Source organism: Saccharothrix sp. NRRL B-16314 (assembly GCF_000716595.1).
Taxonomy (GTDB): Bacteria; Actinomycetota; Actinomycetes; order Mycobacteriales; family Pseudonocardiaceae; genus Actinosynnema.
Genome location: NZ_JNXC01000007.1, coordinates 253,652 through 267,760 on the forward strand (window position 1 = coordinate 253,652; position 14,109 = coordinate 267,760).

2 protein-coding genes are annotated in these 14,109 nt (G+C 73.8%); both read left to right on the top strand.

The genetic code is table 11. From position 1 onward, the window contains the following. The first annotated feature begins 315 nt into the window (after positions 1-315). Entirely contained in the window at positions 316-8,649 is an 8,334-nt protein-coding gene (locus tag OQ02_RS14655) for a type I polyketide synthase (RefSeq protein WP_051772302.1), read from the top strand. Then, entirely contained in the window at positions 8,646-14,108 is a 5,463-nt protein-coding gene (locus OQ02_RS46680) for a type I polyketide synthase (RefSeq protein WP_442973625.1), read from the top strand. The genes OQ02_RS14655 and OQ02_RS46680 overlap by 4 nt, the downstream gene beginning before the upstream one ends. The last annotated feature ends 1 nt before the right edge of the window (position 14,109 follow it).

Consider the following 14,109-nt stretch of genomic DNA (forward strand, 5'->3'; position numbering starts at 1 on the left):
GCACGTGCGAGACGACGAATTCGATCGGGACTCGAACTGTGCCGCAGACGCTAGCCCCGCCCGCGCGAGGGGGACAAGCGCCGCCCGCCGGCCGATTCTTGCCGTCACTAGTTGTCAGCACAGCCGCCGTCCGGGTCGCTTAGCATTCGACGCCAAGGATCTTGGTCGTCCGGTGTGAATTCCGGCGACAGTGCGAAACATGGGGAATCGCAAGAGGAGTCCGCAGTTCGAATGGCGTCCACGCGCTGTTCGCCACCGTCGGTTCGGGCAATTACCGGTGGCGTCGTCGGACGATGACCGTGAGGTGGCGCAGTCATGGTTGGTGAGACGAGTCGGCAGTACGCGGCCGAACCGGTCGCCGTGATCGGCATGTCGTGCAGGCTGCCGGGCGCGGGTGACCCGGAGGCGTTCTGGCGGTTGCTGCGGGACGGTGTCGACGCGGTGACCGAGGTGCCCGAGGGCCGCTGGCCGGGGCTGACCGAGCACCGCCGCGGCGGCTTCCTGCCGGACGTGGACCGCTTCGACGCGGGTTTCTTCGGCATCTCGCCGAACGAGGCCGCGGTGATGGACCCCCAGCAGCGCCTCGCCCTGGAGCTGGCCTGGGAGGCGTTGGAGAACGCACGCCTGGTCGCGACCGGGCTGCGCGGCAGCGCGACGGGCGTCTTCGTCGGGTCCATCACGCAGGACTACGCCGCCGTCCAGGACCGGCTCGGCGCCGACAACCTCGGCCCGCACAGCTACACCGGCGCCAACCGAGCCATGATCGCCAACCGCGTCTCCTACGCGCTCGGCCTGCGCGGACCGAGCCTCACGCTCGACACCGGGCAGTCGTCGTCGCTGGTCGCGGTCCAGTTGGCCTGCGAGAGCCTGCGGCGCGGCGAGACCGGGCTGGCGCTCGCCGGCGGCGTGAACCTCAACCTGCTGGCCGAGACCACGGCGTCGATCGGACGCTTCGGCGCGTTGTCCCCCGACGGTCGCTGCTACACGTTCGACCGCCGTGCCAACGGTTACGTGCGCGGTGAAGGCGGCGCGCTGGTCGTGCTCAAGCCGTTGTCCGACGCGCTGCGGGACGGCGACGTGGTGCACTGCGTCGTCCTGGGCGGCGCGGTGAACAACGACGGCGGCGGCGACGGGCTGACCGCGCCCAGCGAACGCGCGCAGCGCGAGGTCATCGAGACCGCACGGTCGTCGGCGGGCGTCCGGTCCGACGAAGTGCAGTACGTCGAGCTGCACGGCACCGGCACGAAGGTGGGCGACCCGATCGAGGCCGCCGCTCTCGGTGCGGGACGGGCGGCCACGCCGCTGCTGGTCGGGTCGGTGAAGACCAACATCGGCCACCTGGAGGGCGCGGCGGGCGTCGCGGGCCTGCTCAAGGTGGTGCTGAGCCTCAAGCACGGTGAGCTGCCGCCGAGCCTGAACTTCGCCGAGCCGAACCCCGAGATCCCGTTGGACGAGCTGGGGTTGCGCGTGCCGACGGCCGCCGGTCCCTGGCCCCGGCCGGACCGCCCGCTGGTGGCGGGTGTCAGTTCGTTCGGCATGGGCGGCACCAACTGCCACCTCGTGCTCGGCGAGGCGCCGGCGGGTGTGCCCGGTGAACCGGCCTGCGGTAGACCGGACCTGCCGTGGGTGCTGACCGCCAGGTCGGCCGAAGCGCTGCGGGGCCAGGCGGAACGACTGCGCGCCATCGCGCCGGCCGTCGAGCCCGCCGCCGTGGCGCTGTCGTTGTCCTTGTCCCGGGCCGAGTTCGAGCACCGGGCCGTCATCCTCGGTGAGGACCGCTCGGCCGGGCTCGACGCGCTCGCCGCAGGTCGCCCGGACGCGTCCGTGGTCACCGGGACCGCGGTGTCCACCCGGTGCGCGTTCACGTTCCCCGGTCAGGGATCTCAGTGGCCGGGGATGGCACGGGCGCTGCTGGACGACTCGCCGGAGTTCGCCGAGTCCATCGCGGCGTGCGCCGAGGCGCTTGCGCCGTTCACCGACTTCTCGCTGGTCGACGTGCTGCGCGGTGGGGGTGACCTGGACCGGGTCGACGTGGTGCAGCCCGCCTTGTGGGCGGTCATGGTGTCGCTGGCCCGGTTGTGGCGCTCTCGCGGTGTCGTGCCGGACCTGGTCGTCGGCCACTCGCAGGGTGAGATCGCGGCGGCCACGGTCGTCGGCGCGCTGACCCTGTCCGACGGCGCACGCGTGGTCGCGTTGCGCAGCAAGGCGATCGCCGAAATCGCGGGCCACGGCGGGATGATGTCGGTCGCCACGTCACCGGACGTCGTCGAGTCGGTGGTGGCCGAGCACGCGCCCGAGGTCACCGTCGCCGCCGTGAACGGGCCGCGTTCGGTGGTCGTTTCAGGGCCGGACGAAGCGCTGGCACGGCTGCGGGAGGTGTTCGAGCGGCGTGGGGACCGGGTCAAAGCGATCCCGGTCGACTACGCGTCGCACTCGGTCGAGGTGGAGCGGATCAGGGACGACGTGCTGGCGGCGCTCGCGCCGATCCGGCCGGTGTCGACCGACGCGGTGTTCGTCTCGACCCTCACCGGTGAGCCGGTGGACACCGCGACCCTCGACGCCGACTACTGGTACCGGAGCCTGCGCCGCCAGGTGCGGTTCGACCGGGCAGTGCGGGTCGCGCTGGACCTCGACCACACGCTGTTCGTGGAGTGCAGCCCTCACCCCGTGCTCGTCGCGGGCGTGGAGGAGACCGCCGAGGAGGCCGAGCGGGATGTGGCGGTGGTCGGCACGCTGCGTCGCGGCGACGGCGGGCTCGACCGGTTCCGGCACGCGCTGGCCGAGGCGTACACGCTCGGCGCGCCGGTGGACTGGGTCGGTGGCGTGGACGTGCCGCGGACGGCGTTGGCGGACCTGCCGACCTACGCGTTCCAGCGGGAACGGCACTGGCCGGGTGACGCCGCGCCGCGCCCATCTGTCCTGAGTGGACGGAAGCCGGTCGTCAGGTCTCGACGGGACCTCCGGGACCTGGTGCTCACCACCACGGCCGACGTCCTGGGCCTGTCGGACACCCGGGGCGTCCTGCCGATCCGGACGTTCAAGGAGCTGGGCGTCGACTCGGCCGCCGCCGTCGACCTGCGCAACCGGCTGCGGTCGGCCACCGGGCTGCGGCTGCCCACCGGCCTGCTGTTCGACCACCCGACGCCGGACGCCCTGGTGGACCGGTTGCACGCGCTGTCCCAGGACGGGCCGGCGGACCAGGCCGTCGTGGTGCGGCCGGCGGACGACGACCCGGTCGTGATCGTCGGGATGGGCTGCCGCTACCCCGGTGACGTGGCCACGCCCGACGACCTGTGGCGGCTGGTGTCCACGGGCGGCGACGCCATCACCTCGTTCCCGACGAACCGCGGCTGGGACCTCGACGCGTTGTCCGCGGACGGCAGCTCGGGCACCAGTGACACCAAGCACGGCGGGTTCCTGCACGACGCCGACCGGTTCGACGCGGCCCTGTTCGGCATCAGCCCGCGTGAGGCCACCGCGATGGACCCGCAGCAGCGGCTGCTGCTGGAGGTGTGCTGGGAGGCCGTCGAACGGGCCGGGCTCGACCACGCCGCGTTGGGCGGCAGCAGCACCGGCGTGTTCCTGGGCGCGATGGCACCGGACTACGGCCCGCGGCTGCACCAGCCGACCGGCAACGTGGACGGCCACCTGCTGACGGGGACCGCGCTGAGCGTCGTGTCCGGCCGCATCGCCTACACCCTCGGGCTGCAAGGCCCGGCGATCACCGTCGACACCGCGTGCTCGGCGTCGCTGGTGGCCGTCCACCTCGCGGCGCAGGCGTTGCGCCGGGGCGAGTGCGACCTGGCGCTGGCCGGCGGCGCGACCGTGATGGCGACGCCCGGCATGTTCGTCGAGTTCAGCCGCCAGGGCGGGCTCGCCCCGGACGGCCGCTGCAAGGCGTTCGGGGCCGACGCGGACGGCACCGGCTGGTCCGAGGGCGCGGGCGTCGTCGTGCTGGAACGACTGTCCGACGCACGCCGCCGCGGCCACCCCGTGCTCGCGGTGGTGCGAGGCAGCGCAGTCAACCAGGACGGCCGCAGCAACGGCATGACCGCGCCCAACGGGCCCGCGCAGGAACGGGTGATCCGGCAGGCGCTGGCCGACGCCGGTCTGACGCCCGCGGACGTCGACGCGGTGGAGGCGCACGGCACCGGCACGCGGCTCGGCGACCCGATCGAGGCGCAGGCGCTGATGGCCGCCTACGGGGACGGGCGGCCGTCCGACCGGCCGCTGTGGCTCGGTTCGCTCAAGAGCAACCTCGGCCACACCCAGGCGGCGGCCGGTGTGGCCGGGGTGATCAAGATGGTCAAGGCGCTGGAGCACCGCACGCTGCCGCGCACCCTGCACGCCGACGAGCCGACCGGGCACGTCGACTGGTCCGGCGGGTCGGTGCGCCTGCTGACCGAACCGGTGGACCTGCCCGCCGACCGCCCGGCGCGGGCCGCGGTGTCGTCGTTCGGCATCAGCGGCACCAACGCCCACCTGATCCTGGAACGTGCCCCCGAGCAGGTGACCGGGGTCGTGGGCGAGGGTCCGATCGTCTGGACGCTGTCCGCCCGCACGGACACCGCGTTGCGCGCTCAAGCCGCCCGGCTGCACGACTTCGCGCTGGCGGCCGGTGACGACGACCTGCGCGCCGCCGGGCACGCCCTGGCGCGACGCGCCGCGTTCGAGCACCGTGCCGTCGTGGTCGCCGAAGACCGCGAAGACCTGCTGGCGGCACTGGCGGCACTGAGCACCGGCAAGCCGCACCCGTCCTCGGTGGACGGTGTGGCGGCGGCTGACGTCCGACCGGTGTTCGTGTTCCCCGGCCAGGGCACGCAGTGGCCGGGCATGGCGGTGGACCTGGTGGAGTCCAGCGAAGTCTTCCGCGACCGGCTGACCGCCTGCGACGCGGCGCTGGCACCGCACACCGGGTGGTCGGTCCTGGACGCGCTGCGCGGTGCGGAGGACGCACCCGGACTCGACGACGGCTCGGACGTGATCCAGCCGCTGCTGTTCGCGGTGATGGTGTCGCTGGCCGAGTTGTGGCGGTCCGTCGGGGTCGAGCCCGCCGCGGTGGTCGGCCACTCGCAGGGCGAGATCACGGCCGCGTGCGTGGCCGGCGTGCTGACGCTGGAGGACGCGGCGGAAGTCGTCGTGCTGCGCGCCAAGGCCCTGATGACGCTGGCGGGCACCGGCGGGATGGCGTCGGTCAGCCTGTCCGTCGAGGAGGTCGAGCCGATCCTCGCGCCGTGGTCCGATCGGCTGTGGATCGCGGTCTACAACGGGCCGGGCAACACGGTGGTGGCCGGTGACCTGGACGCCCTGGAGGAGTTCGTCACGGCCTGCGGCGACCGGGCGCAGCCCCGCAGGGTCGCCATCGACTACGCCTCGCACACCCCGCACGTCGAGGTGCTGCGTGAGCGGCTGCTCGACGCGCTGGCCCGCGTCCGGCCCCGGCAGACGGAGATCGAGTTCTGCTCGGGCATGACGGGCGGGATCGTCCCGACGGAGGAGCTGACCGCCGACTACTGGTACCGGACGCTGCGCCACGCGGTGCGGTTCCAGGAGGCCGTCCGGACTTTGAGCGTGCCGGGCACGCCGCTGTTCGTGGAGGCCGGCCCGCACCCGGTGCTGATGGGGCACGTCCAGGAAACCCTGCGCGACGCGGGCACGGCCGGTGTCGCGGTCGGGTCGCTGCGGCGCGATGACGGCGGGTGGCGGCGGTTCCTGCTGGCGGTCGGCCGGGCGCACGTGTCGGGCGCCGACGTGAGCTGGGCCTCGGTGCTCGGACCGCAGCGCCCCGCGCCGGCCGGGCTGCCGACGTACCCGTTCGAGCGCTCCCGCTACTGGCTGGACGGCGCGCAGGCGGCGGACGTCACCGCGATCGGCCTGACCGGGTCGCCGCACCCGCTGCTCGGCGCGGTCGTCCAGCCGGCCGACGGTGACGGGTTCCTGCTGACGGGGCGGCTGTCGCGGGCCGCCGCGCCGTGGCTGGCCGACCACACCATCGACGGACGGGTCCTGCTGCCGGGCACGGCGTTCGTCGACCTGGCGCTGGAGGCCGCCGCCGTCGCGGGCTGCGACGAGGTCGCCGAGCTGACCCTGGAGTTCCCGGTGGACCTGCCGGAGACCGGCGCGGTGGCGCTCCAGCTCGTGGTGGGCGGCGCCGACGCTGACGGTCGACGGGACCTGAGCGTGCACTCCCGGCCCTCGGACGACCCGGGGGCACGCTGGACGCGTCACGCCGGCGGTGTCCTCGCGGTCGCCGCTGACGTCCCGGTCGACGGGCTCGCGGTGTGGCCGCCGGTGGACGGCGTGGCCGTCGAGGTGGACGACGTGTACGAGCGGCTGGCCGACCAGGGGTACGCGTACGGTCCCGCGTTCCAAGGGCTGACCGACGCCTGGCGGGTCGGTGACGACCTGTACGTCGAGGTCGCGTTGCCGGAGCCGGTGCGCGCCGACGCGGGTCGGTTCGCCCTGCACCCGGCGTTGCTGGACGCGGCGCTGCACCTGCTCGTGCTCGGCGACCCGGCGCACGCCCTGCTGGACCGCGACTCGCTGCTGCTCCCGTTCTCCTGGAGCGGGGTGCGCGTCGCGGCGGGTGGCGCGGAGGTGCTGCGGGTGCGGATCGGCCGCACCGGTGACGACCGGGTGTCCCTGGCCGTGCACGACGCCGCCGGGAACCCGATCGCGAACGTCGACACGTTGGCGATGCGCAGGATCGGGCGGCAAGGCGGCGGGCAGCAAGGCGGCGGGCAGAGGTCCGGCGTGACCCCCTACGCGATCGAGTGGGCCGACGCACGGGTGTCGGACGTGGACCTGGTGGGACAGCGGTGGGCGGTGGTCGGGTACGACTCCGCCGCCGACGACCTGTGCGCGGTGCTCGGGCTGGCGGGTGTGGAGGCCCAGCCGCACTACGACCTCGGCTCGCTGGCGGACCTGACGGCCGGTGACGTGCCCGGTCTGATCGCCGTGCCGCTGCTGCCCCCGGTGGACGACGACGTGCCGCACGCGGCCCGGCAGGCGCTCTACCAGGTGTTGGACCTGGTGCAGGGCTTCCTGGGCGACGACCGGTTCGCCGACTCGCGGCTGGTGTTCGTGACTCGCGGGCTGTCGGCGGGCGGTGTGGAGGGCGTGGTCGGGGCGTCGGTCTGGGGCATGGTGCGCTCGGCGGCGTCCGAGCACCCCGGCCGGTTCGGCCTGGTGGACGTCGAACAGGACTTCTCCGAGTGGGCGACGGTGGCGGCGGCGCTCGCGGCCGGTGAGACGCAGGTGGCCGTGCGCGGCCCGGACGTCGTGGTGCCTCGCCTGGTGCGTCGTGCGGTCGACGGTGTCGAGTCCACCGTGGACGTGTCGGGGACCGTGCTGGTGACCGGCGGCACGGGCGGGTTGGGCGCGCTGGTCAGCGAGCACCTGGTGAAGCAGCACGGTGTCCGGCACCTGCTGCTGGCGTCACGGCGTGGCGCGGACGCGCCCGGTGTCGAGGACTTGGCGGCCCGGCTGCGGGATCTCGGCGCCGAGGTGGAGCTGACGGCCTGCGACGTCTCCGACCGGAACGCCGTCGCCCGCCTGGTGGCCTCGGTGCCTGCCGACCGGCCGTTGACCGGTGTCGTGCACGCCGCCGGAGTGCTGGACGACGTGACGGTCGAAGGCATGTCGACGCAGCGGGTGGACGAGGTGTTCGGGCCGAAGGCCGACGCGGCGTGGCACCTGCACGAGCTGACCGCCGACCTGTCGCTGTTCGTGGTGTTCTCCTCGGTCGCGGGCGTCGTCGGCAACGCGGGTCAGGCCAACTACGCCGCCGCCAACATGTTCCTCGACGGCCTGGCCGTGCACCGGCACGCGCTCGGCCTGCCCGCGGTGTCCGTGGCGTGGGGCACGTGGGAGAGCGGCATGACCGGCGCGATGACGGCGGCCGACACCGCTCGGCTCGCCCGGTCGGGTATCACGCCGCTGACCGCCCGTGAGGGCCTGGACCTGTTCGACCACGTGCTCACCGCGTCCGAACCGCTCGTGGTGGCGGCGAAGTGGGACACGGCGGCCCTCAAAGCACGAACCGGGGAGCTGCCCTCGGTGTTGCGTGGGCTGGTGCGTGGCACGCCCCGCCGAACGGTCACCGCCACGACTGCACCGGTCGTGGCAGCCGGCGGGCTGTCGCAACGCGTGTCGGCGATGGCCGACGCGGACGCGCGCAAGTTCGTGCTGGACCTGGTGCGGTCGCACGTGGCGGCCGTGCTGGCACACCCGAGCCCCGAATCGGTCGACGTGCACCGGGAGTTCACCGAGCTGGGCTTCGACTCGCTGACCGCCGTGGAGCTGCGCAACCGGCTCGACGCGGAGGTGGGCACGCGGCTGCCGACGGCGCTCGCGTTCGACTACCCGACGATCACCTCGCTGGCCGAGTACCTGCGCAAGACCATCGCACCGTCGGCCACGCCGCCCGAAGACCTGTTGCGCGCCACGCTCGACCAGATCCACGGCGTGCTGTCGGACGAGGACCAGACCACGCGGGCGAAGCTCGTCGCGATCCTGCACAGCACCCTCGACCGGCTGGGCTCCGCGCTGGTGCCCGCCACCGTCGCCGAAGAGGTGGACGGCCTGCCGGCCGATGTCGGCGCCGCCTCGGACGAGGAGATCTTCGCCTTCATCGACAAGCAGCTCTGACCCCTCCACCCGTCCGGCCAGTCCACCCGGCTTCCGCGAAAGGCCTTGATCCCATGGCGACGACCGAGGACAAACTCCGGGACTACCTCAAGCGCGTCACCGTCGACCTCACGGAGGCGCGTCGGCGGCTGGCCGAAGTGGAGCAGGACCGGCACGAGCCGATCGCGATCATCGGCATGGCGTGCCGGTTCCCCGGTGGGGTCACCGGCCCGGAGGAGCTGTGGGACCTGGTGGCGTCCGGGACGGACGCGATCGGCGGGTTCCCGGCGGACCGGGGCTGGGACCTGGACGGGCTGTACGACCCGGACCCGGAGGCGGTCGGCAAGTCCTACGTCCGGCACGGCGGTTTCCTGTACGACGCCGGGGAGTTCGACGCGGGGTTCTTCGGGATGAGCCCGCGCAACGCACTCGCCACCGACCCACAGCACCGGTTGTTCCTGGAGACCAGCTGGGAGGTGTTCGAGCGGGCCGGGATCGACCCCGCCTCGGTGCGCGGCAGCCGGACCGGTGTGTTCGCCGGGATCATGTACAACGACTACGCGGCCCGGTTCAACGGCGACAACCCACCCGGGCTGGAGGGGATGCTGCTGGTGTCCAGCGCCGGCAGCGTGCTGTCCGGCCGCGTGTCCTACACGCTCGGGCTGGAAGGGCCGGCGCTGAGCGTGGACACGGCGTGCTCGTCGTCGCTCGTGGCGATCCACCTCGCGGCGCAGGCCCTGCGCAACGGCGAGTGCTCGCTCGCGCTCGCGGGTGCGACCACGGTCATGGCGACCCCGGACCCGATCATCGAGTTCTGCCGCCAGCGCGCGCTGTCCGTGGACGGGCGGTGCAGGTCGTTCTCGGCCGAGGCGGACGGTGCGGCGTGGTCCGAGGGCGTGGGTGTGCTGCTGCTGGAGAAGCTGTCGGACGCCCGGCGCAACGGGCGGCGAATCCTGGCCGTGGTGCGTGGTTCGGCGGTGAACCAGGACGGCAAGAGCAACGGGATGACCGCGCCCAACGGCCCCGCGCAGGAACGGGTCATCGAGGACGCGTTGGACGACGCGGGCCTGGACCCGCGTGACGTCGACGTGGTGGAGGCGCACGGCACCGGGACCACGCTCGGCGACCCGATCGAGGCGCAGGCGCTGCTCGCGACCTACGGCCGTGACCGCTCGGCGGACCGGCCGCTGTGGCTGGGGTCGGTGAAGTCGAACATCGGCCACACCCAGGCGTCGGCCGGCGTGGCGGGTGTGATCAAGATGGTGATGGCGATGCGCAACGGCGTCCTGCCGCGCACCCTGCACGCCGAGGAGCCCAGCCCGCACGTGGACTGGAGCAGCGGCGCCGTCCGGCTGCTCGACCAGGCGCGTGAGTGGTCGACCGACGGCCGGCCGCGCCGGGCGGGTGTGTCGTCGTTCGGGATCAGCGGCACGAACGCGCACGTCGTGCTGGAGGAAGCACCCGCCGTCGAACCGTCCGAAGTGGACTTGACGATCCGGCCGTCGGCCTGGGTGGTCAGCGCGGCCGGTGCGGAGTCGTTGGCGGCACAGGCGGCCAAGCTGCACTCGCACGTGACCTCCGAGGCGAGCGCGGACGTCGTCGGTGTCGCGCACGCCCTGGCCACCACCCGGTCGCACGCCAGGCACCGTGCCGTGGTCCTCGGCGCGGACCGTGACGGGTTGGTCGCCGCGCTCGGCGACCTGGTGGCGGGCAGGCCATCGGCGGACGTGGTGCGGGGCACCGCCCGGGACAAGGTGAAGCTCGCGTTCCTGTTCACCGGCCAGGGCGGCCAGCGGGTGGGCATGGGCCGCGAGCTGCACGCCGCCCACCCGGTGTTCGCTGCGGCGTTCGACGAGGTCTGCGACGCGCTGTCGGCGCACTTGGACCGTCCGCTCCGTGACGTCATGTGGGACGAACCGTCGCTGCTCGACCACACCTGCTACACGCAGCCCGCGCTGTTCGCCTTCGAGGTGGCCGCGTACCGGCTGGTGGTGTCGCTGGGCGTCACACCGGACTTCGTGGCCGGGCACTCGGTCGGCGAGTTCGCCGCCGCGCACGTCGCCGGTGTCCTCTCGCTGACCGACGCGGCCCGGCTCATCACCGCGCGGGCCCGGCTGATGCAGGCGTTGGACGCGCCCGGCGCGATGGTCGCGATCGAGGCGACCCCGGACGAGGTCACGCCGACCCTGTCCGGGCACCTGGTCGGCATCGCCGCGGTCAACGGCCCGACCAGCGTCGTCGTGTCGGGTGACGAGCAGGCGTGCCTCGCGGTGGCGGCGGAGTGGAGCGGACGCGGTCGGCGGACCCGCAGGCTCGCGGTCAGCCACGCGTTCCACTCGCCGCTGATGGAACCGGTGGTCGCGGACTTCGCCGCCGAACTGGCCGACGTGCGGTTCGAGCAGGCCCGGACGCCGTACGTCACCAACCTCGGCGGCGAGCTGTCGTGGACCGAGCCCGGGTACTGGGTGGAGCAGATCCGCCGTGCGGTGCTGTTCCGCGACACGATCAGCGGACTGGAGGAGCAGGGCGCCACCGGGTTCCTGGAGATCGGGCCGCAGGCGGTGCTGGCCGGGATGACCCACGGCTGCGTGTCGACGCCGGACGTGCCGGTGCTGGCGCTGCACCACCGGCAGCGGTCCGAGACCGAGGGCGTGGTGAGCTGCCTGGCGCAGGCGTGGGCGGCGGGTGTGGCGGTCGACTGGGCGACGTTGTTCGGGACCGGTTCGGTGGACGTCGCGGCGGACCTGCCGACGTACGCGTTCGACCGCAAGCGGTTCTGGCTCGACCCGCCGACGCGTGGCGCGGACGCGTCGTCCGTCGGCCAGCGCGGCCTGGACCACCCGCTGCTCGGCGCGGCGGTCGAGATCGGCGACGGCGGCGGGGTCGTGCTCACCGGTCGGCTGTCGGTGGCCCGGCTGCCGTGGCTGGCCGACCACGTGGTGTCCGGGACGGTCGTGGTGCCGGGCACGGCGGTGCTCGACGCGGTGTGGGAGGCGTGCGCCCAGGTCGGTTGCGACCACGTGGAAGAGCTGATGTTCGAGGCTCCGCTGGTGCTGCCGGCGGCGGGTGACCTGTCGTGGCAGGTCGTGGTCGACGGCGGCGACGGCTCGCGCGCGGTGCGGGTGTTCTCGCGCCAAGGTGACGGCGAGTGGGTGCGGTGCGCGTCCGGTGTCCTGGTTGCGGGTGACGCGTCCGGCTCCGGCGACTGGGCGTCGACGTGGCCGCCCGCCGGCGCCGAGCCGGTCGACGTCGTCGGTGGCTACGACGGGCTGGCGGACCTCGGGTACGAGTACGGGCAGGCGTTCCGCGGCGTCACGGCGGTCTGGCGGCGCGGCGACGAGGTGTTCGCCGAGGTCACCGCGCCGGACGGGCTGGACGTGGACGGCTACGGCCTCCACCCGGCGGTGGCGGACTCGGTGTTCCACCCGCTCGTGCTCACGGCCGGGTCCGGGGACGTGAGGCTGCCGTTCGTCTTCCGGGGTGCGCGCTTGCACGCCTCGGGCGCGTCGGTGCTGCGGGTGCGGCTCGGCGTGTCCGGTGACTCGGTGGCGGTGGAGGCGGTGGACCCCGACGGACGGCCGGTGTTCGGCATCGACTCGGTGCGGGTGCGGGCGGTGTCGGTCGAGTCGTTGGCGCCCGCTTCGGCCGGGCCGGTGCCGCACGGCATCGACTGGCTGGACCTCGCGGCCACCGCCGCGGACGTGTCGGGCTGGGTGTCGATCGGTGACCCGGTGCCCGGGTTGGTCGCCTACCCGGACCTGGAGGCGCTGGTCAAGGCCGTGGTGGCGGGCGAGGCGGCGGTGCCGGACCGCGTCGTGGTGCCGTGCTCCCCGGTGGCTGGTCCGGTGCCGGCGAGCGCCCGTGAGGTCACCGGGCGGGCGCTGGAGGTGTTGCAGGGCTGGCTCTCCTCACCCGAGGCGGACCGGTTCGCCCGCAGCACCGTGCTGTTCCTGACCAGGGACGCGTTCGCGGACGCCGTTGCCGGTGGCGCGGTGTGGGGGTTGGTGCGGTCGGCGCAGTCCGAGTTCCCCGGCCGGTTCGCGCTCGCCGACGTGCCGGACGGTTTCGCCGAGTGGGACCTGGTCGCCGCACCGGGTGAGCCGCAGTTCGTCGTCCGTGACGGCGTGGCGCGCGTCCCCCGCGTGGCCCGTCGCACCGCGGATGTCGTTGCCCCGCCCGACTTCTCCGGCACGGTGCTGGTGACCGGTGGCACCGGGGGACTGGGTGCGCTGGTCGCCCGACGCCTGGCCGAGCGGCACGCGGTGAAGCACCTGCTGCTGCTGTCCCGCCGGGGTGCGGACGCGCCGGGCGCGGCCGAACTCGTGGCCGGGCTGGAAGCGCTGGGCGCGGAGGTGACGCTGGCCGCGTGCGACGTGTCCGACCGGGACGCGCTGGAGGTCGTGCTGGACGCGATCCCCGCAGACCGGCCGCTGTCGGGCGTCGTGCACACGGCCGGCGTGCTGGACGACGCCACCGTGGACGGCCTGACCGCGCAGAGGCTGGACACCGTCTTCACGCCGAAGGTGGACGCGGCCTGGCACCTGCACGAGTTGACGGCGGACCTGCCGCTGACGGCGTTCGTGCTCTTCTCGTCGCTGGCGGGTGTGCTGGGCAACCCCGGCCAGGGCAACTACGCGGCGGCGAACGTCGTGCTGGACGGGCTCGCCGCTCACCGCCGTGCCCTCGGGCTGCCGGCCGTGTCGGTCGCGTGGGGCCTGTGGGACTCCGCGAGCGGGATGTCCGGTGGGCTGGCGGACGCCGACGTGGCGCGGATGGCCCGGTCGGGGATCGCGCCGTTGAGCGTCGACCAGGGCCTCGACCTGTTCGACTACGCCCTGACCTCGCCGGAACCGGTCGTGGTCGCCACCAACTGGGACCTGGCCGGGCTGCGCGCCCGAGCCGAGGGCGGCGTGCTGCCGCCGGTCCTGCGCGGGCTGGTGCGTGCGCCACGACGTGCGGCCGGTGGCGCCTCCGCGGGCGGCACCGCGCTGGCGGACCGGTTGGCGAAGGTGACCGAGGCCGACGCCCGGAAGCTGATCGCGGACCTGGTCCGCGGCCACGTGGCGGCGGTGCTGGCCTACCCCGGTCCGGACGCGGTCGAGGTGGACCGGGCGTTCAACGAGCTGGGGTTCGACTCGTTGACCGCGGTGGAGCTGCGCAACCGGCTCGACGCCGAGACCGGACTGCGGCTGCCCGCCACGCTGGCGTTCGACCACCCCACCGTCGCGGCCCTGTGCGAGCACCTGCACCGCACGCTGGCGCCCGCACCGCCGTCCGCCGAGGACACCCTCAGGTCGGCCCTCGACGAGGTCGGCCGGCTGGTGGACCCGGACGACGACGCCACGCGCGCCAAGCTCGTCGCGATCCTGCACGGCACCATCGCCCGTTTCAGCGGACCGCAGGGCGGCGACGACGTCCAAGACAAGATCAACTCCGCGTCGGACGACGAGATCTTCGCCTTCATCGACAGCGAACTCTGAC

Bases quoted from the DNA above. Each gene is read 5' to 3' on its own strand.
- OQ02_RS14655 (WP_051772302.1), top strand. From the start codon at position 316: ATGGTTGGTGAGACGAGTCGGCAGTACGCGGCCGAACCGGTCGCCGTG.